Genomic DNA, 24336 nt, shown 5'->3' on the forward strand with positions numbered 1-24336 from the left:
TACTATGAGTCTGAATTTCCTTGATTTCGAACAGCCGATTGCTGAGCTGGAAGCGAAAATCGATTCTCTGACAGCGGTAAGCCGTCAGGATGAAAAACTGGATATTAACATCGACGAAGAAGTGCATCGTCTGCGCGAGAAAAGCGTAGAGCTGACGCGCAAAATCTTTGCCGATCTCGGCGCATGGCAGGTGGCCCAGCTGGCTCGCCATCCACAGCGTCCGTACACCCTGGATTATGTCCGCCTGGCGTTTGACGAATTTGACGAACTGGCAGGCGATCGCGCATATGCTGACGATAAAGCTATCGTTGGCGGTATCGCGCGTCTGGACGGACGCCCGGTGATGATCATTGGTCATCAGAAAGGTCGTGAAACCAAAGAGAAAATCCGTCGTAACTTTGGTATGCCAGCACCAGAAGGCTACCGTAAAGCCCTGCGCCTGATGGAGATGGCTGAGCGTTTCAACATGCCAATCATCACCTTCATCGACACCCCGGGTGCATACCCTGGCGTGGGCGCGGAAGAGCGCGGTCAGTCTGAGGCCATCGCGCGCAACCTGCGCGAGATGTCTCGTCTGAAGGTGCCGGTCATCTGTACCGTTATCGGCGAGGGTGGTTCCGGCGGTGCGCTGGCGATTGGCGTGGGCGATAAAGTGAATATGCTGCAGTACAGCACCTATTCCGTTATCTCCCCGGAAGGCTGCGCGTCCATTCTGTGGAAAAGCGCCGACAAAGCGCCGCTGGCTGCAGAAGCAATGGGCATCATTGCGCCACGCCTGAAAGAGCTTAAGCTGATCGATTCCATTATCCCGGAACCGCTGGGTGGTGCGCATCGTAAGCCGGAAGTGATGGCGGCTTCCCTGAAAGCGCAGCTGCTGGCTGACCTGGCGGATCTGGACGTGCTGAGCAAAGACGATCTGCTCAACCGCCGCTACCAGCGTCTGATGACCTACGGTTACGCGTAAGCTTCACAATTATCTGAAAAGCCGCACACTGTTGCGGCTTTTTTTATACCTGCGGTTTAGCCGGACTATGCTTAGCTAATGTTTTTTAAGGAGGAAGCCCATGAATATCATTGCCATAATGGGGCCGCACGGCGTCTTTTATAAAGATGAGCCAATTAAGGAGCTGGAGCAATCCCTGCAGTCGCGCGGGTATCAGCTAATCTGGCCGCACAACAGCGCCGACCTGCTGAAGTTCATCGAGCATAACCCGCGTATCTGCGGCGTGATCTTCGACTGGGACGAATACGATCTCGAACTGTGCAGCGATATCAACAAGCTGAACGAATACCTCCCGCTGTACGCGTTTATTAATACCCATTCCACCATGGACGTCAGCGCCAACGATATGCGTATGGCGCTGTGGTTTTTTGAATATTCCCTCGGCGTGGCGGATGATATTGCGACCCGCATTCAGCAATATACCGGTGAGTACCTCGACAACATTACGCCGCCGTTTACCCGCGCGCTCTTCACCTACGTGAAGGAGGGTAAATATACCTTCTGTACGCCGGGTCATATGGCGGGAACGGCTTATCAAAAAAGCCCGGTGGGCTGCCTGTTCTATGATTTTTTTGGTGGCAACACCCTGAAAGCGGACGTGTCGATTTCAGTCACCGAACTAGGCTCTCTGCTGGATCACACCGGCCCGCATCTGGAAGCCGAAGAGTATATCGCTCGCACCTTTGGCGCCGAGCAGAGCTATATGGTGACCAACGGCACCTCGACCTCGAACAAAATCGTCGGGATGTACGCTGCGCCCGCTGGCAGCACCTTGCTGATTGACCGTAACTGCCATAAATCACTGGCACACCTGCTGATGATGAGCGACGTCGTACCGATCTGGCTGTCGCCCACGCGTAACGCGCTCGGTATTCTTGGGGGGATTCCGCGCCGGGAGTTCACCCATGACGCGATTGAAAGTAAGGTCGCGGCAATTCCTGGCGCAAGCTGGCCTGTTCATGCGGTCATCACCAACTCGACCTACGACGGTCTGCTGTACAACACGAACTGGATCAAAAAGACGCTCGACGTGCCGTCGATCCACTTCGATTCCGCATGGGTGCCATACACCAATTTCCATCCGATTTACGCCGGTAAAAGCGGCATGAGCGGTGAACGCGTGCCGGGTAAAGTGTTCTTCGAAACGCAGTCGACGCATAAAATGCTGGCGGCGTTTTCCCAGGCTTCGCTCATTCACATCAAAGGCGAGTATGACGAAGACACGTTCAACGAAGCCTTTATGATGCATACCACCACCTCACCGAGCTATCCGCTGGTGGCCTCCATTGAAACGGCCGCGGCGATGCTGCGCGGCAATCCGGGCAAACGCCTCATCAATCGTTCGGTGGAGCGCGCGCTGCATTTCCGCAAAGAGGTTCAGCGGCTGAAAGATGAAGCCGACGGCTGGTTCTTTGATATCTGGCAGCCGGAAGAGATTGATGAAGCCGAATGCTGGCCCGTCTCGCCCGGCGAAGACTGGCATGGATTCCGGGATGCCGATAGCGACCATATGTTCCTCGACCCGGTCAAAGTGACGATCCTGACGCCGGGCATGGATGAGCAGGGCAGGATGGGCGATGAAGGTATTCCGGCCGCGCTGGTGGCGAAATTCCTTGATGAACGTGGCGTGGTGGTGGAGAAAACCGGTCCTTATAACCTGCTGTTCCTGTTCAGCATTGGCATTGATAAAACCCGGGCGATGGGGTTGTTGCGCGGCCTGATGGAGTTTAAGCGCGCCTACGATCTCAACCTGCGGGTGAAGAATATGCTCCCGGATCTCTACGCGGAGGATCCTGACTTCTATCGAAATATGCGCATTCAGGATCTGGCCCAGGGGATCCACAGGCTGATCCGTCAGCACGATCTGCCGCGTCTGATGCTTCAGGCGTTCGATGTATTACCGGAGATGAAGTTTACCCCGCACAAGGCGTGGCAGCGCCAGGTGAAAGGGGAGATCGAAACCGTCGAGCTGGAAAACCTGGTCGGACGCGTATCGGCCAACATGATCCTGCCTTATCCGCCGGGCGTACCGCTCCTGATGCCGGGAGAGATGATCACCGAAGAGAGTCGGGCCGTGCTCGATTTCCTGCTGATGCTCTGCTCTGTCGGGCGCCATTATCCGGGCTTTGAGACGGATATCCACGGTGCGAAGCGCGACGAGAACGGCGTTTACTGGGTGCGAGTCCTAAAATAAGGGTGACCGCTTGCCAGGCGCGGGTTTTCGGTTGTAACGTTCAGGCATCATAAAAAGGAGAAGCTATGCTGGGTTTAAAAGCTGTTCATCATATTGCGATCATTGCGACCGATTACGCGAAAAGTAAGGCCTTCTACTGCGACATCCTGGGCTTTACGCTCATGAGCGAGGCCTACCGCGAGGAGCGTGACTCCTGGAAGGGCGACCTGGCGTTAAACGGGCAATATGTGATTGAGCTGTTCTCTTTTCCTTTTCCGCCTGCGCGTCCGTCCCGCCCGGAAGCCTGTGGCCTGCGTCATCTTGCCTTCAGCGTCGATGACCTGGATAGCGCCGTCAAACATCTGGAAGCACACGGCGTGACGTGCGAAGCGATTCGCGTCGATCCCTTCACCGACAAGCGCTTTACCTTTTTCAACGACCCGGACGGCCTGCCGCTGGAGCTTTATCAGCAGTAATGGTTGTCCTGTGTGATAATGCCCGCTCAGTTCGGGCATTTTTTATGTGTAATCTCCTATGACCTTACCCGCTATCGCAAAAGCCGTTTCACCGTACCGCCAGCTGCTGGTGGGGTTTAGCGGTGGCCTGGATTCCACCGTGTTGCTGCATCGCCTTAAGTGCTGGCGCGATCGGGAACCTGACGTCCAGCTTCGGGCGATGCATATTCACCACGGATTAAGTCCTCACGCAGAGGAGTGGGTGGCGCACTGCGAAGCCTTATGTGCGTCCTGGGCGATCCCGCTCATTGTTGAGCGCGTCACGCTTGCGGAGGAAGGGCTGGGCATCGAGGCGCAGGCGCGTAAAGCCCGCTATGCCGCGTTTGCCTCGGCATTACGTACTGGAGAAGCGCTGGTCACGGCCCAGCATCTGGACGATCAGTGTGAAACCTTTCTGCTGGCGCTTAAGCGGGGCAGCGGGCCGGCGGGGCTTTCTGCCATGCCGGCGCGTTCTGAATTTGCCGGCACAACGCTACTGCGTCCGCTGCTTGGCGAGACGCGTGCCTCACTGGAAGCCTGGGCGCGAGAACATCAGCTGAACTGGATCGAAGATGAGAGTAACCAGGATGACGGCTATGACCGTAACTTCCTGCGTCTGCGCGTCCTCCCGCTTTTAGGCGAGCGCTGGCCGCATTTCGCCGACGCGACGGCAAGAAGCGCCATGCTGTGCGCCGAACAGGAGTCGTTGCTGGATGAGCTGCTGAGCGACGAGCTGGCTGGACTCATTTCTGCCGACGGGGCGTTGGCGATCGCACCGATGAAAGCGATGAGCCCGGTACGTCGCGCCGCGCTGTTACGACGCTGGCTGGCCTTTCATCGCGCCGCGATGCCGTCGCGGACAATGCTGATCCGTATCTGGGACGAAGTCGCCCTGGCGCGGGATGATGCTTCCCCGTGCGTCCATCTGAACGGTTTTGAGGTGAGACGCTATAAAGGCGAACTCTGGTGGATAAAATCCACGCCCTCACTGACCGATGTGGTGCTCGACTGGCTTTCTCCTGACGCACCGCTGATATTGCCCTGTGAGGCAGGACGCGTCTCTCTCCTGCCGTCTGGTCACGTGCGGCTGCCGAAGCCCGGTGAATCGGTCACCGTGCGCTTTAAGGCTGGCGGCATGCTGCATATCGTCGGGCGCAACGGGGGGCGGAAGCTGAAGAAAATATGGCAAGAGTGTAACGTGCCGCCGTGGCTGCGCGACACCACGCCGCTACTGTTCTACGGTGAAACGCTTATCGCTGCGGCAGGGGTTTTCATCACGGAAGAGGGGTGGTCAGAAGAGGGTGTCCGTTTTGAGTGGCAGAAAGCGTAACGGGCAGCCAGGCTGCCCGTTAGTGTCATCAGGATTCGCTCACCACGACGGTGCCGATTTGCGGGTGGCTGAAGCTGGCTATTTTGTCCAGACGCAGCTCACGCGTCGCACCGGCGTCTTCCACTATCAGATATTCCACATTCTTTCGTGAAACCAGATCGCTGGCTTTCGCCTTCAACACTTCGCCATCTTTTAGCTCCAGCGTCAGTAATAAATGATGCTGGCAGGCGAGTTCGAGGTTGTCATAGTCATCACAATTGATGGGTTGATAAGTATCATTCATCGACATAATCGCTCACCAGTAAATTCGCCGCAGCATACGCTGCTTTTTCCCTGACCGACTCTGAAAGGCTCTCATCAGAGGCCACTTCATTAAGCACCTTCAATACACAGCCCAGCGCGTCCGGGATATACCCCAGATCTCCGCTGGCGATTTCCGCATACCGTTTGCGAATTAACTCACAATAATTATTCACATCCCCTCCCGCCAGCGCACTGACTTACTGTGAGATCTCATTAAGCCTACGAAGATAAACTCGGTTTAGCAAGGTGACTATACCATACTCATTTAAGCAATATCAGAGCCTTGATAGTGGTGTATTTAACACCCTGTAACAGCCTTTTGCCGCGGTTTTCGCTACAATGTGCGCCTGATTCGAATGGAGTTCTCTCATGGCGCTGAAAGCGACAATTTATAAAGCAGTGGTCAATGTGGCCGATCTGGATCGCAACCAGTTCCTGGACGCGTCGCTTACTCTGGCACGCCACCCCTCTGAAACCCAGGAGCGCATGATGCTGCGCCTGCTGGCGTGGATTAAGTATGCCGACGAGCGTCTGCAGTTTACCCGTGGATTAAGCGCAGAAGACGAGCCTGAAGCCTGGCTGCGCAACGATCATCTGGGTATCGATTTGTGGATCGAACTCGGACTGCCGGACGAGCGCAGAATTAAGAAGGCCTGCACCCAGTCCGCTAAAGTGGCCTTATTCGCGTATAATCAGCGCGCTGCGGAGATCTGGTGGCAGCAAAACAAGAGCAAGTGCGGACAGTTTAAAAATCTCACGGTCTGGTATCTGGATGATGAGCAGCTGGCGCAGTTGAGCGAGTTTGCCAGCCGGACCATGGTTTTGCAGGCGACGATTCAGGACGGCGCCATCTGGCTCTCTGATTCTCAGAATAATCTGGAAATTCATTTAACGGCGTGGCAACCCGCGTCATGATCGTCTTGTCCCGAAACGTCTGCATTCCTGACAACGAGCTGGAGATCACCGCCATTCGTGCGCAGGGGGCTGGTGGGCAGCACGTCAACAAGGCGTCGACGGCTATCCATTTGCGTTTTGACATTCGGGCCTCAAGCCTGCCAGAGTATTATAAAGAAAGCCTGCTTGCCGCCAGCCATCACCTGATCACCAGCGATGGCGTGATTGTGATCAAAGCCCAGGAGTACCGTAGCCAGGAGCTCAACCGGGAAGCGGCAATAGCCAGGCTGGTGGCGGTCATCAAAGAGTTAACGGCAGTACAAAAAAGCCGCCGGGCAACGCGGCCAACCCGCGCATCGAAAGAGCGTCGGTTGTCCTCGAAGGCCCAAAAATCCACAGTGAAAGCACTACGCGGTAAAGTTCGTCGCCCGACAGAGTGACGAAAGGGAACACACTTTTCATAAGGAATTCATTGTGAAAAAAGTATTATGGTCAGCGCTGGCAGCGAGTACGCTGTTTGCGCTTTTCGGGTGTAACAACCGCTCCGAAACGCAGGTTTTACAACCCACGCAAACGGAAGAATTAAAACCAATGCAGCAAAGCTGGCGCGGCGTATTGCCTTGCGCGGACTGCGAAGGTATTGAAACGTCTCTGTTCCTGCAAAAAGACGGCACCTGGGTGATGAACCAGCGCTATCAGGGCGCAAAAGAGCCTTCTTCTTTTGCAACTTATGGAACATGGGCGCGCACGGCTGAGAAGCTGGTCCTGACGGATACCACCGGTGAGAAAACCTTTTTCCGCGCCAAAGGTGAGGGGATGGAGATGCTTGACCGCGAAGGCAACCCGATTGAATCTCAGTTCAACTACACGCTTGCGCCGGTAAAAGCGGCTCTGCCTGCCACGCCGATGGCAATGCGGGGGATGTACTTCTATATGGCGGATGCGGCGATCTTTACCGACTGCGCAACCGGCAGGAAGGTCAGCGTGGCAAACAATGCGCAGCTTGAACGTGATTACGCTGTGGCACGCGGCAATGACAGCAAGCCGGTACTGCTGACGGTTGACGGCCACTTTACGCTGGAGCCAAACCCGGATAGCGGAGAGATGGTGAAAACGCTGGTGGCAGATAAAGACGCGAAGTTTGTCGCGGGTAAAGACTGTAACAGTAAATAAGCTGACGTTGAGCCATTAAAAAACCCCGCCTGAGCGGGGTTTTTTGTTTAGCCTTTGATGGCTTTCACCAGGTAATCAAGAATGTCGCCGGTCTTGATCATCTGTTTTTCGCCGCTGCGACGGTATTTGTATTCAATCTCATCGCTGTCGAGGTTGCGGTCACCGATGACGACGGTGTGCGGGATACCGATCAGTTCCATATCGGCAAACATCACGCCCGGACGCTCTTTACGGTCATCCATCAGCACTTCGATACCCTGAGCGCGCAGCTCGGCATACAGCTTCTCGGCCAGCTCCTGTACGCGGTAAGACTTGTGCATGTTCATTGGCAAAATAGCCACCTGGAACGGCGCGATATTGTCCGGCCAGACGATGCCGCGCTCGTCGTAGTTCTGCTCAATTGCCGCAGCCACCACGCGCGTCACCCCGATACCGTAACAACCCATGGTCAGGATCTGGTTACGGCCATCTTCACCCTGAACAGCGGCGTTCAGCGCGCGAGAGTATTTATCGCCCAGCTGGAAGATGTGACCGACTTCGATGCCGCGCTTAATCATCAGGGTACCCTGACCGTCCGGGCTTGGATCGCCTGCAACCACGTTACGGATGTCAGCCACTTCCGGCGTCGCCACGTCGCGATCCCAGTTGATGCCGAAGTAGTGTTTACCGTCGATGTTCGCACCTGCAGAGAAGTCGCTCATTGCAGCAACCGTGCGGTCAATAACAACCGGCACCGGCAGGTTGACTGGACCCAGTGAACCTGGACCCGCATTCACAACTGCGCGGATTTCCGCTTCCGTTGCGAACGTCAGCGGGCTGGCTACCTGCGGCAGCTTCTCGGCTTTCACTTCGTTCAGCTCGTGATCGCCACGCACCAGCAGGGCAACCAGCGGGTAAGCGCTACCTTCGGTGGATTTCACCAGCAGCGTTTTCACGGTTTTTTCGACTGGCAGATTGAACTGCTCAACCAGCTCGGCGATGGTTTTCGCGTTTGGCGTATCAACCAGCGTCATCTCTTGCGTTGCCGCGCCGCGTGGTTCTTTTGGTGCCAGCGCTTCTGCAAATTCGATGTTGGCCGCGTAGTCTGAAGAGTCAGAGAAGATCACGTCGTCTTCACCGCTCTGCGCCAGTACCTGGAACTCATGGGATGCGCTACCGCCGATGGAGCCGGTATCAGCCTGCACAGCACGGAAATCCAGACCCATGCGGGAGAAGATTTTGCTGTATGCCGCGTACATTGCGTCGTAAGTCTCTTGCAGTGATTCCTGAGAGGTATGGAAAGAGTAGGCATCTTTCATCAGGAATTCGCGAGAGCGCATGACGCCGAAACGTGGGCGAACTTCGTCACGGAACTTGGTCTGGATCTGGAAGAAGTTCAGCGGCAGCTGTTTGTAAGAGCTCAGCTCATTACGAATCAGGTCGGTAATAACTTCTTCATGCGTTGGGCCGAGAACGAACGGACGCTCGCCGCGATCGACGAAGCGCAGCAGTTCAGGACCATATTGTTCCCAACGTCCACTCTCCTGCCACAGGTCAGCGGGCTGAACCACAGGCATGGACACCTCGATAGCACCGGCGTTGTTCATCTCTTCACGCACGATGTTTTCGACTTTTTTCAGGACGCGCACGCCGGTCGGCAGCCAGGTATATAACCCGGAGGCCAGCTTGCGGATCATCCCGGCGCGCAGCATCAGCTGATGGCTGATCACTTCGGCGTCGGCAGGCGTCTCCTTCAGAGTGGAGAGCAGATATTGGCTAGTACGCATGTTGTTACGGTTCCATTTCGACGATTGGAACAGGCTGAAACACCAGCCTGACACAAAAAAAGTGGTTTAGTTTACCAGTGTGGCAAAGATGCCAAAAGAGAGGAGAACAAAATTACCTGGGTTCAAGGGCAAACACTTCAAAACCTGCCCCGGTGACGCGCCAGCGAACGTTAAAATCCAGCAGCCAGACGGCGTACGTTTTTCCTGCTTCCTCTTCTTTACGGTAGGCCGGACGAGGGTCCTGTGCCAGAACTTCAGTGATGAAATCCCGTAAGCGAGGATAGCGTTTCTCCAGTTGACCGAGCTGCGCGGTTATCTCGGGCGTAAAATAAACAGGCATGTCCGCCTGCGGCGCGTCCTGAGCATAGCTTGCACGCGCGTCCGGGAGGGCTTCGGCGAAGGGCAAATAGGGTTTGATGTCGATTACCGGCGTGCCGTCTACCAGGTCCAGGCTACCTAACTCCAGTATCACCCGATCTTTCTGGCAGCGTATGCCTTTCAGTTCAACCAGCGACATGCCAACCGGGTTTGGGCGGAAGGTCGAGCGAGTCGCAAACACGCCCATTCTCGCATTTCCGCCAAGACGAGGAGGGCGCACGGTCGGACGCCAGCCGCCTTCCATCGTCTGGTGAAACACGAACACCACCCATAAATGGCTGAAAGCCTCGAGCCCGCGTACCGCATCGGCCTGATTGTAAGGCGCAATCAGGTGAAGCTCACCGCTTCCGCTGGTCACAAGACCGGGCTGGCGGGGGACGGCGAACTTCTCTTTATAAGGAGAGTGGATAACGCCTATCTGCTCGAACTGAAATGCACTCATTTCGCCGTGATGTTCAGCGCAGAACCGATGCAAACCGCCTGACGGTAGCAGCCCGGCGTGCCGCTGGTGACTTCACAGCTGTGCAGCAGGACCGCGTTGGCTTTCATTTTTGCGGCATTAATCTGCATACGTTTACGCGCTGTCGGAATATTCGGTGGTGAGTCCTGATTGGTCGCCTGACAGGATTCGCCGCTCACTTCGCCCAGTTCACGGAACGGTTTACCGACGAGTTCGTCTGCTTTCGTGATAATGCGAACCGGCGCAGGGCGAACCACTTTCGGTTTCGCAGGCTCGGTTTTTGGCGGGGTTGCCGTGCTTTGAACAGGTTCAACGGGAGATCTGCTTAGCATAGAACAGCCGCTCAGCATGAGTGCTAAAAGACAGATCGGTAAAGCACGCATAATATTTCCTCAATGGATAATCAAAACGTCAGATATTGAATCAGTTGACTGCACAAATGACAAGACGGGCATAAGCCCGTCCTGATGATATTACACTGAGGTGAGATTACCAGCCTTTAACAGCGCCGCCGTTAAACACTTTGTTGGCTTCCTGGTAAACTTCATCAGACTGATAAGCCTGAACGAATTTCTTCACGTTTTCCGCGTCTTTGTTGTCTTCGCGAGTCACGATCAGGTTAACGTACGGAGAGTCTTTATCTTCAACGAAGATACCGTCTTTGGCTGGCGTCAGGCCAATCTGGCTGGCGTAAGTGGTGTTGATCACGGCCAGGGCAATCTGTGCATCGTCCAGAGAACGTGGCAGCTGCGGTGCTTCCAGTTCAACAATTTTCAGATTTTTCGGGTTTTCGGTGACATCCAGAACGGTTGGCAGCAGGCCAACACCGTCTTTCAGTTTGATCAGGCCCACTTTCTGCAGCAGCAGCAGGGAACGACCAAGGTTGGTTGGGTCGTTAGGCACGGCCACCTGAGAGCCCGGCTGCAGTTCGTCCAGCGATTTAATTTTCTTGGAGTAACCGGCAATTGGATAAACGAAGGTGTTACCGATACCCACCAGTTTATAGCCACGATCTTTGATCTGCTGATCCAGATATGGTTTATGCTGGAAGGCGTTAGCGTCGATATCGCCTTTGCTCAGCGCTTCGTTCGGCAGAACGTAATCGTTGAAGGTCACCAGCTCAACGTCCAGGCCATACTTCTCTTTTGCCACTTTCTGAGCAACTTCTGCAACCTGTTGTTCTGCACCCACGATAACGCCCACTTTAATGTGGTTTGGATCTTTTTCGTCCTGACCGCAACCCACCAGTGCCAGAGAGCCGATCAGCGCGCCTACTGCTGCAAAGGTCTTTAATTTAAACGCCATGTTTTATCCTTAACTCGTAGAGTTTGTGTTGTGTGTAACGTTATTTGTGAGTAACGGTCCGGACGATGCGATCGCCAGAGAACTGGATTAAATAAACCAGAACAACCAGCAATACCAGAACGGTATTCATCACGGTAGCGTTATATCCAATATAGCCGTACTGGTAACCAATCTGACCTAAACCGCCAGCGCCAACGGCACCGCCCATTGCGGAATACCCGACCAGCGTGATAAGCGTGATGGTTGCCGCGTTCACCAGGCCCGGCAGTGCTTCCGGGAGCAGGACTTTGCGCACGATCTGCATTGGCGTTGCTCCCATTGCGCGGGAAGCCTCAATCAGACCTGTCGGGATTTCTAGCAGGGCGTTTTCCACCATACGGGCGATAAACGGCGCTGCGCCTACGGTCAGCGGAACGATGGCCGCCTGCAGACCGATGGACGTTCCGACGATCACGCGGGTAAACGGAATCATCCACACCAGCAGGATAATGAAGGGAATAGAACGGAAGATGTTCACCAGCGCAGAGAGCGTACGGTACAGCTTCGCGTTCTCAATGATTTGACCCGGACGCGTCACGTACAGCAATACGCCGACCGGCAGGCCAATCACAAATCCAAAGAAGCCAGAGACAAAGGTCATTGCCAGCGTTTCCCAAACGCCGCGAACCAGCAGCCACATCATCGGCTCAGACATAACCCAGTACCTCTACTTTTACGTGGTGTTCTTGCAGCCAGGCAATCGCGGCCTGGGTTTCTTCTTGGGTGCCGTGCATTTCTGTCAGCATGATGCCGAACTTCACGCCACCGGCGTAATCCATCTGCGCGCTGATAATGTTGTTGTTCACGTTAAAGCGACGCGCGGTTTCGGAAAGCAGGGGAGCGTCAACGGACTGACCGGTGAACTCCATGCGCAGCATCGGGACGCTGTCTGCTGCGGGTTCGGTTTTCAAACGCTCCAGATAATCTTCCGGGATATCCAGATGCAGGGTTGACTGGATGAACTGCTGCGCCAGCGGCGTCTTCGGATGCGAGAACACTTCACTTACCGTGTCCTGCTCGATCAGCTCACCGTTGCTGATGACCGCCACGCAGTCGCAGATGCGTTTCACCACGTCCATCTCGTGCGTAATAAGGAGGATCGTCAGGCCCAGGCGACGGTTAATGTCTTTCAGCAGTTCCAGAATCGAACGCGTGGTTGCCGGATCCAGTGCGCTGGTGGCTTCATCACACAGCAGTACCTTAGGATTGCTTGCCAGCGCGCGGGCAATGGCCACACGCTGTTTTTGCCCACCGGACAGGTTTGCCGGGTAGCTATCATGTTTGTCGCCCAGACCCACGAGGTCGAGCAGCTCGGTGACGCGACGCTTCACTTCTTCTTTTGGCGTGTTATCCAGCTCAAGCGGTAAGGCAACGTTGCCGAACACGGTGCGGGAGGCCAGCAGGTTAAAGTGCTGGAAGATCATGCCAATCTGACGACGCGCTTTGGTGAGTTCTTTCTCTGAGAGGGCGGTAAGTTCCTGGCCGCCAACTTCTACGTTGCCCTCAGTTGGGCGCTCAAGCAGGTTAACACAACGAATCAGCGTGCTTTTACCTGCACCCGATGCGCCAATGACGCCATAAATTTGACCAGCAGGAACATGCAGGCTGACGTTGTTCAGCGCCTGAATGGTTCGGTTCCCCTGCTGGAACACTTTGGTGATATTGGAAAGTTTAATCATTAGATTATTTTTATCGTATGTAAGTTAGCCGTGGCATTTTCTTCTGCCAGATACGGGTGATGACCGTAAACAAAACGGATGTTAAGGCATCCAGACGTCTAAATCAATCCAACTCTGTACGATGAGCACTTTATTGCGCTGCGATTCATGAGATACTAGTCGAACATGCCTTTTTCAGGAGCAAACCGGTGGCAAAATCAGTACCCGCAATTTTTCTCGATCGTGACGGCACTATTAATGTGGATCACGGTTATGTCCATGAGATTGATGAGTTCGAGTTTATCGAGGGCGTAATAGATGCCATGCGCCAGCTGAAAGAGATGGGCTATGCGCTGGTGGTGGTGACGAACCAGTCCGGTATTGCACGCGGTAAATTCACCGAAGCGCAGTTCGAAACGCTAACGGAATGGATGGACTGGTCGCTGGCCGATCGCGGCGTGGATCTCGACGGCATCTACTATTGTCCGCACCACCCGCAGGGAACGGTAGAAGCGTATCGCCAGACCTGTGACTGCCGTAAGCCGCATCCGGGGATGTTCATCTCTGCGCAGGAGTTCCTGCACATTGATATGTCCGCTTCTTATATGGTGGGCGATAAACTGGAAGATATGCAGGCAGCAGCAGCAGCGGGTGTAGGGACCAAAATATTAGTTCGCACCGGTAAGCCGGTGACGCCAGAAGCAGAAAATGCAGCGGATTGGGTGATTAATAGTCTGGCCGATCTGCCAAAAGAGATTAAAAAGCACCAAAAATAGCCTTTTTGGCGAAAAGATGAGCGGTTGAAATAAAAATGCATTTTTCCGCTTGTCATTCCTCGGCGGCCCCCTATAATGCGCCTCCATCGACACGGCGGATGTGAATCACTTCACAAACAACCCGGTCGGTTGAAGAGAAAAAATCCTGAAATAACGGGTTGACTCTGAAAGAGGAAAGCGTAATATACGCCACCTCGCAACGGTGAGCGAAAGCCGCGTTGCACTGCTCTTTAACAATTTATCAGACAATCTGTGTGGGCACTCAAAGTGACATGGATTCTTAATGTCTTCGGACAATAAATGAATACCAAGTCTCTGAGTGAACATACGTAATTCATTACGAAGTTTAATTCACGAGCATCAAACTTAAATTGAAGAGTTTGATCATGGCTCAGATTGAACGCTGGCGGCAGGCCTAACACATGCAAGTCGAGCGGTAGCACAGGGAGCTTGCTCCTGGGTGACGAGCGGCGGACGGGTGAGTAATGTCTGGGAAACTGCCTGATGGAGGGGGATAACTACTGGAAACGGTAGCTAATACCGCATAACGTCGCAAGACCAAAGAGGGGGACCTTCGGGCCTCTTGCCATCAGATGTGCCCAGATGGGATTAGCTAGTAGGTGGGGTAACGGCTCACCTAGGCGACGATCCCTAGCTGGTCTGAGAGGATGACCAGCCACACTGGAACTGAGACACGGTCCAGACTCCTACGGGAGGCAGCAGTGGGGAATATTGCACAATGGGCGCAAGCCTGATGCAGCCATGCCGCGTGTATGAAGAAGGCCTTCGGGTTGTAAAGTACTTTCAGCGGGGAGGAAGGCGATAAGGTTAATAACCTTGTCGATTGACGTTACCCGCAGAAGAAGCACCGGCTAACTCCGTGCCAGCAGCCGCGGTAATACGGAGGGTGCAAGCGTTAATCGGAATTACTGGGCGTAAAGCGCACGCAGGCGGTCTGTCAAGTCGGATGTGAAATCCCCGGGCTCAACCTGGGAACTGCATTCGAAACTGGCAGGCTAGAGTCTTGTAGAGGGGGGTAGAATTCCAGGTGTAGCGGTGAAATGCGTAGAGATCTGGAGGAATACCGGTGGCGAAGGCGGCCCCCTGGACAAAGACTGACGCTCAGGTGCGAAAGCGTGGGGAGCAAACAGGATTAGATACCCTGGTAGTCCACGCCGTAAACGATGTCGACTTGGAGGTTGTTCCCTTGAGGAGTGGCTTCCGGAGCTAACGCGTTAAGTCGACCGCCTGGGGAGTACGGCCGCAAGGTTAAAACTCAAATGAATTGACGGGGGCCCGCACAAGCGGTGGAGCATGTGGTTTAATTCGATGCAACGCGAAGAACCTTACCTACTCTTGACATCCAGAGAACTTAGCAGAGATGCTTTGGTGCCTTCGGGAACTCTGAGACAGGTGCTGCATGGCTGTCGTCAGCTCGTGTTGTGAAATGTTGGGTTAAGTCCCGCAACGAGCGCAACCCTTATCCTTTGTTGCCAGCGGTTCGGCCGGGAACTCAAAGGAGACTGCCAGTGATAAACTGGAGGAAGGTGGGGATGACGTCAAGTCATCATGGCCCTTACGAGTAGGGCTACACACGTGCTACAATGGCGCATACAAAGAGAAGCGACCTCGCGAGAGCAAGCGGACCTCATAAAGTGCGTCGTAGTCCGGATTGGAGTCTGCAACTCGACTCCATGAAGTCGGAATCGCTAGTAATCGTAGATCAGAATGCTACGGTGAATACGTTCCCGGGCCTTGTACACACCGCCCGTCACACCATGGGAGTGGGTTGCAAAAGAAGTAGGTAGCTTAACCTTCGGGAGGGCGCTTACCACTTTGTGATTCATGACTGGGGTGAAGTCGTAACAAGGTAACCGTAGGGGAACCTGCGGTTGGATCACCTCCTTACCTTAAAGAACCTGCCTTTGTAGTGCTCACACAGATTGTCTGATGAAAAACAGCAGTAAAAATCTCTGCAGGCTTGTAGCTCAGGTGGTTAGAGCGCACCCCTGATAAGGGTGAGGTCGGTGGTTCAAGTCCACTCAGGCCTACCAAACTCCTTTTAAAGGATGAGCGGTACAGAGATTAAAAACGATGGGGCTATAGCTCAGCTGGGAGAGCGCCTGCTTTGCACGCAGGAGGTCTGCGGTTCGATCCCGCATAGCTCCACCATCTTTTACTGCGAACACAAGAAAACTTCAGAGTGAACCTGAAAAGGTGCACTGCGAAGTTTTGCTCTTTAAAAATCTGGATCAAGCTGAAAATTGAAACGACACACATGTTATGTGTGTTCGAGTCTCTCAAATTTTCGCAAGTCGGTGATGAATCGAAAGAAACATCTTCGGGTTGTGAGGTTAAGCGACTAAGCGTACACGGTGGATGCCCTGGCAGTCAGAGGCGATGAAGGACGTGCTAATCTGCGAAAAGCGCCGGCGAGGTGATATGAACCTTTGACCCGGCGATGTCCGAATGGGGAAACCCAGTGTGATTCGTCACACTATCGTTAACTGAATACATAGGTTAACGAGGCGAACCGGGGGAACTGAAACATCTAAGTACCCCGAGGAAAAGAAATCAACCGAGATTCCCCCAGTAGCGGCGAGCGAACGGGGAGCAGCCCAGAGTCTGAATCAGCTTGTGTGTTAGTGGAACGGTCTGGAAAGTCCGGCGATACAGGGTGATAGCCCCGTACACGAAAGCACACAGGTTGTGAACTCGAAGAGTAGGGCGGGACACGTGGTATCCTGTCTGAATATGGGGGGACCATCCTCCAAGGCTAAATACTCCTGACTGACCGATAGTGAACCAGTACCGTGAGGGAAAGGCGAAAAGAACCCCGGCGAGGGGAGTGAAAAAGAACCTGAAACCGTGTACGTACAAGCAGTGGGAGCACCTTCGTGGTGTGACTGCGTACCTTTTGTATAATGGGTCAGCGACTTATATTCTGTAGCAAGGTTAACCGTATAGGGGAGCCGAAGGGAAACCGAGTCTTAACTGGGCGTTAAGTTGCAGGGTATAGACCCGAAACCCGGTGATCTAGCCATGGGCAGGTTGAAGGTTGGGTAACACTAACTGGAGGACCGAACCGACTAATGTTGAAAAATTAGCGGATGACTTGTGGCTGGGGGTGAAAGGCCAATCAAACCGGGAGATAGCTGGTTCTCCCCGAAAGCTATTTAGGTAGCGCCTCGTGAACTCATCTTCGGGGGTAGAGCACTGTTTCGGCTAGGGGGCCATCCCGGCTTACCAACCCGATGCAAACTACGAATACCGAAGAATGTTATCACGGGAACACACGGCGGGTGCTAACGTCCGTCGTGAAGAGGGAAACAACCCAGACCGCCAGCTAAGGTCCCAAAGTCATGGTTAAGTGGGAAACGATGTGGGAAGGCACAGACAGCCAGGATGTTGGCTTAGAAGCAGCCATCATTTAAAGAAAGCGTAATAGCTCACTGGTCGAGTCGGCCTGCGCGGAAGATGTAACGGGGCTAAACCATGCACCGAAGCTGCGGCAGCGACACTTAGGTGTTGTTGGGTAGGGGAGCGTTCTGTAAGCCGTTGAAGGTGTCCTGTGAGGGGTGCTGGAGGTATCAGAAGTGCGAATGCTGACATAAGTAACGATAATGCGGGTGAAAAGCCCGCACGCCGGAAGACCAAGGGTTCCTGTCCAACGTTAATCGGGGCAGGGTGAGTCGACCCCTAAGGCGAGGCCGAAAGGCGTAGTCGATGGGAAACAGGTTAATATTCCTGTACTTGGTGTTACTGCGAAGGGGGGACGGAGAAGGCTATGTTAGCCGGGCGACGGTTGTCCCGGTTTAAGCATGTAGGCGGAGGTTCCAGGTAAATCCGGTACCTTATTAACGCTGAGGTGTGATGACGAGGCACTACGGTGCTGAAGTAACAAATGCCCTGCTTCCAGGAAAAGCCTCTAAGCATCAGGTAACATCAAATCGTACCCCAAACCGACACAGGTGGTCAGGTAGAGAATACCAAGGCGCTTGAGAGAACTCGGGTGAAGGAACTAGGCAAAATGGTGCCGTAACTTCGGGAGAAGGCACGCTGATGTGTAGGTGAAGCCCCTGCGGGTGGAGCTGAAATCAGTCGAAGATACCAGCTGGCTGCAACTGTTTATTAAAAACACAGCACTGTGCAAACACGAAAGTGGACGTATACGGTGTGACGCCTGCCCGGTGCCGGAAGGTTAATTGATGGGGTTAGCGGCAACGCGAAGCTCTTGATCGAAGCCCCGGTAAACGGCGGCCGTAACTATAACGGTCCTAAGGTAGCGAAATTCCTTGTCGGGTAAGTTCCGACCTGCACGAATGGCGTAATGATGGCCAGGCTGTCTCCACCCGAGACTCAGTGAAATTGAACTCGCTGTGAAGATGCAGTGTACCCGCGGCAAGACGGAAAGACCCCGTGAACCTTTACTATAGCTTGACACTGAACACTGGTCCTTGATGTGTAGGATAGGTGGGAGGCTTTGAAGCGTGGACGCCAGTCTGCGTGGAGCCGACCTTGAAATACCACCCTTTAATGGCTGGTGTTCTAACGTAGACCCGTAATCCGGGTTGCGGACAGTGTCTGGTGGGTAGTTTGACTGGGGCGGTCTCCTCCCAAAGAGTAACGGAGGAGCACGAAGGTTAGCTAATCCTGGTCGGACATCAGGAGGTTAGTGCAATGGCATAAGCTAGCTTGACTGCGAGAGTGACGGCTCGAGCAGGTGCGAAAGCAGGTCATAGTGATCCGGTGGTTCTGAATGGAAGGGCCATCGCTCAACGGATAAAAGGTACTCCGGGGATAACAGGCTGATACCGCCCAAGAGTTCATATCGACGGCGGTGTTTGGCACCTCGATGTCGGCTCATCACATCCTGGGGCTGAAGTAGGTCCCAAGGGTATGGCTGTTCGCCATTTAAAGTGGTACGCGAGCTGGGTTTAGAACGTCGTGAGACAGTTCGGTCCCTATCTGCCGTGGGCGCTGGAGAATTGAGGGGGGCTGCTCCTAGTACGAGAGGACCGGAGTGGACGCATCACTGGTGTTCGGGTTGTCATGCCAATGGCATTGCCCGGTAGCTAAATGCGGAAAAGATAAGTGCTGAAAGCATCTAAGCACGAAACTTGCCCCGAGATGAGTTCTCCCTGACCCTTTAAGGGTCCTGAAGGAACGTTGAAGACTACGACGTTGATAGGTCGGGTGTGTAAGCGCAGCGATGCGTTGAGCTAACCGATACTAATGAACCGTGAGGCTTAACCTTACAACGCCGAAGCTGTTTCGGCGAAGAGACGACACATTCAACTCAGCTTGATACAGATTAACAGAATTTGCCTGGCGGCTTTAGCGCGGTGGTCCCACCTGACCCCATGCCGAACTCAGAAGTGAAACGCCGTAGCGCCGATGGTAGTGTGGGGTCTCCCCATGTGAGAGTAGGGAACTGCCAGGCATCAAATTAAGTAGTAAGCCGGTGCATAAATCCGGTGGTTACAAGCAGTCTTCGGTGGAGCGGTAGTTCAGTCGGTTAGAATACCTGCCTGTCACGCAGGGGGTCGCGGGTTCGAGTCCCGTCCGTTCCGCCACTTATTAAAAGCCCTGAGCTAACGCTCAGGGCTTTTTTCTTATCTGACGTTTAATTATTGCGAAATTAGCAAAAATCCTCTGCGTTTTGCGATCTTTTTCTCTATAACAAGGCCAGCGATAATCTTCCTCAGTTTACGAACATAACGATTGAGGAATATTATGACTCTCCCTGCATTTGGTCTGGGCACCTTCCGCCTGAAAGACGACGTTGTTATCGCATCAGTTAAAACTGCACTCGAACTGGGCTATCGTGCAGTTGATACGGCACAGATCTATGAAAACGAAGCTGCCGTTGGACAAGCTCTCGAAGAGAGTGGTGTGCCGCGTAATGAACTGTTTATCACCACGAAAATCTGGATTGAGAATCTCAGCAAAGATAAGCTGATCCCTAGCCTGAAAGAGAGCCTGAAAAAACTGCGTACTGACTACGTAGATCTGACGCTGATCCACTGGCCATCACCGAATGATGCCGTCTCAGTAGAAGAATTCATGCAGGCGCTGCTGGAAGCGAAAAAGCAGGGCTTAACCCGCGAAATTGGGATCTCCAACTTCACCATCCCGCTGATGGAAAAAGCCATTGCCGCTGTTGGCGCAGAAAATATTGCGACCAACCAGATTGAGCTGTCTCCCTACCTGCAAAACCGCAAAGTCGTGGACTGGGCAAAACAGCACGGGATCCACATCACCTCATACATGACGCTGGCCTACGGTAAGGCACTGAAAGATGAAGTGATTACGCGTATCGCAGAGAAACATAACGCCACTGCTGCGCAGGTGATTCTGGCATGGGCAATGGGTGAAGGTTATGCCGTGATCCCATCATCAACTAAGCGTGAAAACCTGGCCAGCAACCTGTTGGCAACGGATCTTCATCTGGATGCTGACGATAAAAAAGCGATCGCAGCACTGGAGTGCAACGATCGTCTGGTTAGCCCGGAAGGTTTAGCGCCTGACTGGGATTAAGTTTGACCCACCCTCTGTAACCTGAACCCTCACACAGCTCCTCCGGGAGCTGTTTTTATATGTTCACTCAGGAAGTCAATAAAGGCACGAATGCGCGTACTCACCGCTCTGTCACTGTAATACACCGCGCTAAAAGGCATCTCTACCGGCAGACGCTTATCGGCCATTAACTCCACGAGCTCACCGCGCGCAATTTCTTTATCAATCATGTAATCCGACAAACAGGCGATGCCATTCCCGGTAAGGCACAGCTGCTTCAGCGTTTCGCCGCTGTTTGAGGATAATCCGCAGGTAATTTCATGAAGTTGACCATCATGACAGGCGACAGGCCAGGTGTTTAGCGACACCGGCTCCGTAAAGCCCAGGCACAGATGCTGCTTCAATTCTTCAACCGTCTCCGGTTTACCATGCTCGGCAATATACTCTGGTGATGCGATAATTTTGCGGTAGCTGGCAAACAGAGGTCGGGCACGCAGGCTTGAATCTGTCAGGGTTCCCGCGCGGATGGCCACATCCACTTTACGCTCGATGAGGTTGATAAACGTCTCTGAGGAGACCAGCGAGAGCGTCATCTCCGGATAGCGCTCGCGGAAAGGTTTGATCAGCGGCATCAGAAAGTGAAGCACCACCGGCGTGGCCGCATCAATGCGCAGCAATCCACGCGGCGTGCTTCGGGTCTCCATAATCTCCGTCTCCGCTGCAGCCATCTCCTGCAGTACCGACTGCACGCGGCGGAAGTAACGCTCTCCTTCTTCCGTCAGGCTCAGCTGTCGCGTCGTTCGGTTGAGCAGACTCACCCCAAGCTTCATCTCCAGTTTTTTTACCGAACGGCTGATGGCCGAATTAGCCTGACCCAGCTGTTCGGCCGCACGGCTAAAGCTGCCGCTTTCTACGACGGCGACGAAGATTGTCAGCTCTTCTGATGTTGCTTTCATTGTTGCACCACCTGCAAAATTCTATTGATATTTTGACCATTTTTGTTATTTAAGCACTGGCGCATACTGCCTGTCATCTTAATCCTGATGATACGGAGTATTTTATGCCACTGGCGCTACTTGCCCTGACGATCAGTGCCTTTGCAATTGGCACGACCGAATTTGTTATCGTGGGACTGGTTCCTACCATTGCTAACCAGCTTGCGATCTCGTTGCCTTCAGCCGGGCTGTTGGTGTCTATTTACGCCTTGGGCGTCGCCGTCGGTGCGCCAGTCCTGACGGCCCTGACCGGACGCTTCCCACGTAAGCAGCTGTTAGTCGCGCTGATGGTGCTGTTCACCGCCGGCAACATTCTGGCCTGGCAGGCACCGGACTACACCACGCTGGTAATTGCCCGTCTGTTGACCGGCCTTGCACACGGTGTCTTCTTCTCGATTGGTTCCACTATTGCAACCAGCCTGGTACCCAAAGAGAAAGCGGCTTCAGCCATTGCGATCATGTTTGGTGGGCTGACCGTCGCACTCGTTACGGGCGTACCGTTGGGAACGTTTATCGGACAACACTTCGGCTGGCGCGAAACGTTCCTTGCCGTCTCCTTGCTGGGTGTCATCGCCCTGGTGACCAGCCTGCTGCTGGTACCGTCGAATATTCCGGGCCGGGCGAGCGCGAGCCTGCGCGATCAGCTGAAGGTGCTCACGCATCCGCGTTTGCTGATCATCTACGCGGTTACGGCACTGGGCTATGGCGGCGTATTCACCGCTTTTACCTTCCTGGCGCCGATGATGCAGGACCTGGCGGGCTTTTCCCCCAATGCCGTGAGCTGGATTTTGCTGGGATACGGTATTTCCGTTGCCATTGGCAATATCTGGGGCGGCAAGCTTGCAGATAAGCATGGGGCGGTACCGGCGCTGAAATTCATCTTCGCCGCCCTGGTTGTTCTGCTGATGATTTTCCAGTTCACGGCTTCAGTACACTACGCCGCGCTGGTCACGGTGCTGGTCATGGGGATCTTTGCCTTTGGTAATGTGCCCGGGCTTCAGGTTTACGTTGTCCAGAAAGCCGAGCTCTATACGCCAAATGCGGTGGATGTGGCATCGGGTCTGAACATTGCCGCATTTAATATTGGCATCGCGCTGGGCTCCATCATTGGCGGACAAACCGTAGCGCATGTTGGGTTAACCCAGACCCCGTGGATTGGCGCCGTGATTGTCCTGGTGGCCTTCCTGCTGATTGGCCTGAGCGGGCGCCTTGATAAACCTGCTCGCGTCGCGCTGGGTTAACATCAGTAAGTGCTTGCTTACAAAACTGGAAAGCGGTTTCTCAGAAATTGCGTTGAAAGTATGACCTAAAGTCCCTATAACATTAGAACCAGTCCGTTTTCCGGGCTGGTTCATGTTACAGAGGCTGTTTCCAAAAGTGCGAAAAAATACCTATGCTATGCGTTATGTTGCCGGAATGCCCGCGGAGAGGATCTTGCCTCCGGGGTCATTTGCGAGCATAAGCCAGGCATTACCCGCCGGCACACCGTTAAGCAGCGATGAGAAAATCCGTGTACTGGTGTGGAATATCTTTAAGCAGCAGCGTGCCGAGTGGTTATCGGTACTCAAGAATTTTGGAAAAGATGCCCACCTGGTTCTGCTCCAGGAGGCGCAAACTACCCCTGAGCTGGTACGGTTTGCCACCACGAACTATCTTGCCGCCGACCAGGTGCCTGCATTTGTCCTGCCACAACACCCCTCAGGTGTGATGACACTTTCAGCAGCACATCCGGTCTATTGCTGTCCTCTGCGTGAACGTGAGCCTATCCTGCGTCTGGCGAAATCGGCGCTGGTGACGGTCTATCCGCTGCCGGATACCCGAATGCTGATGGTCGTGAACATCCATGCGGTCAATTTCAGCCTGGGCGTGGATGTCTACAGTAAGCAGTTACTTCCGATTGGCGATCAGATTGCCCATCACAGCGGCCCCATCATTATGGCAGGCGATTTCAATGCCTGGAGTCGTCCGCGCATGAATGCGCTGTATCGATTTGCGCGCGAAATGTCGCTGCGTGAAGTTCGTTTTAGCGATGACCAGCGCAAAAAAGCCTTTGGTCGTCCTCTCGATTTTGTCTTCTATCGTGGTTTGAGCGTGCATGACGCCTCTGTTCTGGTGACGCGCGCCTCCGATCACAATCCTCTACTAGTTGAATTCAGTCCCGGCAAACCTGATAAATAATGGTGTGTCAGGTCTGCCGTGGGGCAGACCTGCGCGGGTGCTGCCCTTTTATTTTTAACCAACAAAGGACAGTACGATGACAACAACACACTCCCATCATGACAACGTAGAAAAACAGTTTGGTTCTCAGGCAAGTGCCTATCTGAGCAGCGCCGTGCATGCCTCTGGCCGCGATCTGGTGCGTCTCGGTGAGCGTCTGGCAGCGTTCCCGCAGGCGCACGTGCTGGATTTAGGCTGCGGGGCAGGGCATGCCAGCTTTGCGGCTGCGCAGCAGGTCGCGCACGTTACCGCGTATGACTTATCCAGCCAGATGCTGGACGTCGTTGCCGAGGCGGCGAAAGCGAAGGGGCTGGACAACATTGATACGCGCCAGGGCTATGCCGAATCCTTACCTTTTGATGATGCGTCGTTTGAGGTGGTTATCAGCCGTTACTCCGCGCACCACTGGCATGATGTCGGCCAGGCATTACGCGAAGTCAAACGTGTTCTGAAGCCGGGTGGCGTCTTCATTATTATGGATGTGATGTCCCCTGGACATCCGGTGCGCAATATCTGGCTGCAGACGGTCGAAGCGCTGCGCGATACCTCGCACGTGCAAAACTACGCCAGCGGAGAGTGGTTGTCATTTATTACTGAAGCGGGACTGATCGCGCGCGCGTTGATTACAGACCGCTTACCGCTGGAGTTCAGCTCGTGGATCGCGCGTATGCGCACCCCGGAAGCATTAAGCCAGGCGATCAGGCTGTATCAGGAGAGTGCGTCCGAGGAGGTAAAGGCATACTTTGAACTGCAGGACGATGGCTCGTTTACCAGCGATACCATCATGGCTGAAGCCCAAAAAGCGGGATAAACAAAAAAGGCACCGAGGGGAATCGGTGCCTTTTTATCTTTC

The 24336-nt window shown here is 54.1% G+C and carries 21 protein-coding genes, 3 tRNA genes and 3 rRNA genes; 18 read left to right on the forward strand and 9 right to left on the reverse strand.

Annotated features, from left to right (window positions below; genetic code table 11):
• Nucleotides 1–4: 4 nt before the first annotated feature.
• The 4 genes from accA (at nucleotide 5) to tilS (ending at nucleotide 5000) form a co-directional block, all read left to right on the forward strand.
• Nucleotides 5–964 (forward strand): acetyl-CoA carboxylase carboxyl transferase subunit alpha, encoded by a 960-nt coding sequence (gene accA / locus AC2TE5_RS04170; protein WP_023310466.1) that lies wholly within the window; start codon nucleotides 5–7, stop codon nucleotides 962–964.
• Between the two features lie 100 nt (nucleotides 965–1064).
• On the forward strand, nucleotides 1065–3197 hold the full coding sequence (locus AC2TE5_RS04175) for a lysine decarboxylase LdcC (protein ID WP_484612708.1): 2133 nt from the start codon (nucleotides 1065–1067) through the stop codon (nucleotides 3195–3197).
• A 65-nt stretch (nucleotides 3198–3262) separates the two neighbouring features.
• Complete coding sequence (locus tag AC2TE5_RS04180; protein WP_023334583.1) at nucleotides 3263–3652, forward strand: VOC family protein; 390 nt, start codon at nucleotides 3263–3265, stop codon at nucleotides 3650–3652.
• A gap of 58 nt (nucleotides 3653–3710) precedes the next feature.
• Complete coding sequence (tilS, locus tag AC2TE5_RS04185) at nucleotides 3711–5000, forward strand: tRNA lysidine(34) synthetase TilS (RefSeq protein ID WP_484612709.1); 1290 nt, start codon at nucleotides 3711–3713, stop codon at nucleotides 4998–5000.
• Nucleotides 5001–5028: 28 nt separating this feature from the next.
• Here the strand turns inward: tilS and rof are convergent, their stop codons facing one another.
• Both rof and AC2TE5_RS04195 read right to left on the reverse strand, forming a co-directional pair.
• Entirely contained in the window at nucleotides 5029–5289 is a 261-nt protein-coding gene (gene rof / locus AC2TE5_RS04190; RefSeq protein WP_008501890.1) for a Rho-binding antiterminator, read from the reverse strand.
• Nucleotides 5276–5476: a YaeP family protein gene (locus tag AC2TE5_RS04195; protein ID WP_006173580.1), complete on the reverse strand. Its 201-nt coding sequence runs from the start codon at nucleotides 5474–5476 to the stop codon at nucleotides 5276–5278. The genes rof and AC2TE5_RS04195 overlap by 14 nt, the downstream gene beginning before the upstream one ends.
• A gap of 196 nt (nucleotides 5477–5672) precedes the next feature.
• Between AC2TE5_RS04195 and AC2TE5_RS04200 the strand changes: the two genes are divergently transcribed.
• From AC2TE5_RS04200 to nlpE, 3 genes are read left to right on the forward strand one after another with little or no spacing between them, the layout of a single operon-like run.
• Nucleotides 5673–6218 (forward strand): YaeQ family protein, encoded by a 546-nt coding sequence (locus AC2TE5_RS04200; protein ID WP_063145198.1) that lies wholly within the window; start codon nucleotides 5673–5675, stop codon nucleotides 6216–6218.
• Entirely contained in the window at nucleotides 6215–6637 is a 423-nt protein-coding gene (gene arfB / locus AC2TE5_RS04205; protein ID WP_213329273.1) for an alternative ribosome rescue aminoacyl-tRNA hydrolase ArfB, read from the forward strand. The genes AC2TE5_RS04200 and arfB overlap by 4 nt, the downstream gene beginning before the upstream one ends.
• 34 nt (nucleotides 6638–6671) lie before the next feature.
• Nucleotides 6672–7370 carry an envelope stress response activation lipoprotein NlpE gene (gene nlpE, locus AC2TE5_RS04210; RefSeq protein WP_032660574.1) on the forward strand — a complete coding sequence of 233 codons (699 nt, stop codon included), beginning with the start codon at nucleotides 6672–6674 and terminating at the stop codon, nucleotides 7368–7370.
• Nucleotides 7371–7417: 47 nt separating this feature from the next.
• Here the strand turns inward: nlpE and proS are convergent, their stop codons facing one another.
• The 6 genes from proS to metN all read right to left on the reverse strand — a co-directional run bounded on the left by proS (nucleotide 7418) and on the right by metN (nucleotide 12997).
• Nucleotides 7418–9136 carry a proline--tRNA ligase gene (proS, locus tag AC2TE5_RS04215; RefSeq protein ID WP_033144681.1) on the reverse strand — a complete coding sequence of 573 codons (1719 nt, stop codon included), beginning with the start codon at nucleotides 9134–9136 and terminating at the stop codon, nucleotides 7418–7420.
• A gap of 112 nt (nucleotides 9137–9248) precedes the next feature.
• Nucleotides 9249–9956: a tRNA (N6-threonylcarbamoyladenosine(37)-N6)-methyltransferase TrmO gene (tsaA, locus tag AC2TE5_RS04220; protein ID WP_484612710.1), complete on the reverse strand. Its 708-nt coding sequence runs from the start codon at nucleotides 9954–9956 to the stop codon at nucleotides 9249–9251.
• On the reverse strand, nucleotides 9953–10357 hold the full coding sequence (rcsF, locus tag AC2TE5_RS04225; protein ID WP_008501883.1) for an Rcs stress response system protein RcsF: 405 nt from the start codon (nucleotides 10355–10357) through the stop codon (nucleotides 9953–9955). Before rcsF ends, tsaA begins: the two co-directional genes overlap by 4 nt.
• Nucleotides 10358–10463: 106 nt before the next feature.
• Nucleotides 10464–11279 (reverse strand): methionine ABC transporter substrate-binding lipoprotein MetQ, encoded by an 816-nt coding sequence (gene metQ / locus AC2TE5_RS04230; RefSeq protein WP_193941881.1) that lies wholly within the window; start codon nucleotides 11277–11279, stop codon nucleotides 10464–10466.
• Nucleotides 11280–11319: 40 nt separating this feature from the next.
• The gene (locus AC2TE5_RS04235) at nucleotides 11320–11973 is read right to left on the reverse strand and encodes a methionine ABC transporter permease MetI (protein WP_014168730.1); all 654 of its coding nucleotides are present in this window, start codon (nucleotides 11971–11973) and stop codon (nucleotides 11320–11322) included.
• Entirely contained in the window at nucleotides 11966–12997 is a 1032-nt protein-coding gene (gene metN / locus AC2TE5_RS04240) for a methionine ABC transporter ATP-binding protein MetN (protein ID WP_484612711.1), read from the reverse strand. Before metN ends, AC2TE5_RS04235 begins: the two co-directional genes overlap by 8 nt.
• A gap of 188 nt (nucleotides 12998–13185) precedes the next feature.
• Here metN and gmhB point away from each other — a divergent pair, with 188 nt between their 5' ends.
• The 8 genes from gmhB to dkgB all read left to right on the forward strand — a co-directional run bounded on the left by gmhB (nucleotide 13186) and on the right by dkgB (nucleotide 20292).
• Nucleotides 13186–13752 carry a D-glycero-beta-D-manno-heptose 1,7-bisphosphate 7-phosphatase gene (gmhB, locus tag AC2TE5_RS04245; RefSeq protein WP_029741186.1) on the forward strand — a complete coding sequence of 189 codons (567 nt, stop codon included), beginning with the start codon at nucleotides 13186–13188 and terminating at the stop codon, nucleotides 13750–13752.
• 368 nt (nucleotides 13753–14120) lie between these two features.
• Nucleotides 14121–15660, forward strand: a 16S ribosomal RNA gene (locus AC2TE5_RS04250).
• A gap of 69 nt (nucleotides 15661–15729) precedes the next feature.
• Nucleotides 15730–15806, forward strand: a tRNA-Ile gene (locus AC2TE5_RS04255).
• Nucleotides 15807–15848: 42 nt separating this feature from the next.
• A tRNA-Ala gene (locus AC2TE5_RS04260) sits at nucleotides 15849–15924 on the forward strand.
• A 180-nt stretch (nucleotides 15925–16104) separates the two neighbouring features.
• A 23S ribosomal RNA gene (locus AC2TE5_RS04265) occupies nucleotides 16105–19009 on the forward strand.
• Between the two features lie 70 nt (nucleotides 19010–19079).
• Nucleotides 19080–19195 (forward strand): 5S ribosomal RNA (rrf, locus tag AC2TE5_RS04270).
• Together the 16S, 23S and 5S rRNA genes with 3 tRNA genes alongside form the textbook arrangement of a ribosomal RNA operon.
• A 56-nt stretch (nucleotides 19196–19251) precedes the next feature.
• Nucleotides 19252–19328: transfer RNA gene (locus AC2TE5_RS04275), tRNA-Asp, on the forward strand.
• A gap of 160 nt (nucleotides 19329–19488) precedes the next feature.
• Nucleotides 19489–20292 carry a 2,5-didehydrogluconate reductase DkgB gene (gene dkgB, locus AC2TE5_RS04280; RefSeq protein ID WP_271366801.1) on the forward strand — a complete coding sequence of 268 codons (804 nt, stop codon included), beginning with the start codon at nucleotides 19489–19491 and terminating at the stop codon, nucleotides 20290–20292.
• A gap of 29 nt (nucleotides 20293–20321) precedes the next feature.
• On the opposite strand, the gene yafC is transcribed toward dkgB, so the two are convergent.
• Nucleotides 20322–21227, reverse strand: coding sequence for a DNA-binding transcriptional regulator YafC (yafC, locus tag AC2TE5_RS04285; protein WP_032646938.1), 906 nt, complete (start codon nucleotides 21225–21227; stop codon nucleotides 20322–20324).
• Between the two features lie 104 nt (nucleotides 21228–21331).
• On the opposite strand from yafC, the gene AC2TE5_RS04290 reads away from it, so the two are divergent.
• The 3 genes from AC2TE5_RS04290 (at nucleotide 21332) to AC2TE5_RS04300 (ending at nucleotide 24294) form a co-directional block, all read left to right on the forward strand.
• Complete coding sequence (locus AC2TE5_RS04290) at nucleotides 21332–22507, forward strand: MFS transporter (RefSeq protein WP_148244842.1); 1176 nt, start codon at nucleotides 21332–21334, stop codon at nucleotides 22505–22507.
• Between the two features lie 136 nt (nucleotides 22508–22643).
• Nucleotides 22644–23444, forward strand: coding sequence for an endonuclease/exonuclease/phosphatase family protein (locus AC2TE5_RS04295; RefSeq protein WP_024909448.1), 801 nt, complete (start codon nucleotides 22644–22646; stop codon nucleotides 23442–23444).
• Between the two features lie 76 nt (nucleotides 23445–23520).
• Complete coding sequence (locus AC2TE5_RS04300; RefSeq protein ID WP_484612712.1) at nucleotides 23521–24294, forward strand: class I SAM-dependent methyltransferase; 774 nt, start codon at nucleotides 23521–23523, stop codon at nucleotides 24292–24294.
• Nucleotides 24295–24336 lie beyond the last annotated feature (42 nt).

The organism is Enterobacter sp. N5-15, from assembly GCF_057221635.1.

Bases quoted from the DNA above. Each gene is read 5' to 3' on its own strand.
- tilS (WP_484612709.1), top strand. From the start codon at position 3,711: ATGACCTTACCCGCTATCGCAAAAGCCGTTTCACCGTACCGCCAGCTG.
- AC2TE5_RS04235 (WP_014168730.1), bottom strand. From the start codon at position 11,973: ATGTCTGAGCCGATGATGTGGCTGCTGGTTCGCGGCGTTTGGGAAACG.
- metQ (WP_193941881.1), bottom strand. From the start codon at position 11,279: ATGGCGTTTAAATTAAAGACCTTTGCAGCAGTAGGCGCGCTGATCGGC.
- dkgB (WP_271366801.1), top strand. From the start codon at position 19,489: ATGACTCTCCCTGCATTTGGTCTGGGCACCTTCCGCCTGAAAGACGAC.
- tsaA (WP_484612710.1), bottom strand. From the start codon at position 9,956: ATGAGTGCATTTCAGTTCGAGCAGATAGGCGTTATCCACTCTCCTTAT.
- arfB (WP_213329273.1), top strand. From the start codon at position 6,215: ATGATCGTCTTGTCCCGAAACGTCTGCATTCCTGACAACGAGCTGGAG.
- metN (WP_484612711.1), bottom strand. From the start codon at position 12,997: ATGATTAAACTTTCCAATATCACCAAAGTGTTCCAGCAGGGGAACCGA.
- accA (WP_023310466.1), top strand. From the start codon at position 5: ATGAGTCTGAATTTCCTTGATTTCGAACAGCCGATTGCTGAGCTGGAA.
- yafC (WP_032646938.1), bottom strand. From the start codon at position 21,227: ATGAAAGCAACATCAGAAGAGCTGACAATCTTCGTCGCCGTCGTAGAA.
- proS (WP_033144681.1), bottom strand. From the start codon at position 9,136: ATGCGTACTAGCCAATATCTGCTCTCCACTCTGAAGGAGACGCCTGCC.
- AC2TE5_RS04300 (WP_484612712.1), top strand. From the start codon at position 23,521: ATGACAACAACACACTCCCATCATGACAACGTAGAAAAACAGTTTGGT.
- AC2TE5_RS04200 (WP_063145198.1), top strand. From the start codon at position 5,673: ATGGCGCTGAAAGCGACAATTTATAAAGCAGTGGTCAATGTGGCCGAT.
- AC2TE5_RS04180 (WP_023334583.1), top strand. From the start codon at position 3,263: ATGCTGGGTTTAAAAGCTGTTCATCATATTGCGATCATTGCGACCGAT.
- AC2TE5_RS04290 (WP_148244842.1), top strand. From the start codon at position 21,332: ATGCCACTGGCGCTACTTGCCCTGACGATCAGTGCCTTTGCAATTGGC.
- AC2TE5_RS04175 (WP_484612708.1), top strand. From the start codon at position 1,065: ATGAATATCATTGCCATAATGGGGCCGCACGGCGTCTTTTATAAAGAT.
- rcsF (WP_008501883.1), bottom strand. From the start codon at position 10,357: ATGCGTGCTTTACCGATCTGTCTTTTAGCACTCATGCTGAGCGGCTGT.
- rof (WP_008501890.1), bottom strand. From the start codon at position 5,289: ATGTCGATGAATGATACTTATCAACCCATCAATTGTGATGACTATGAC.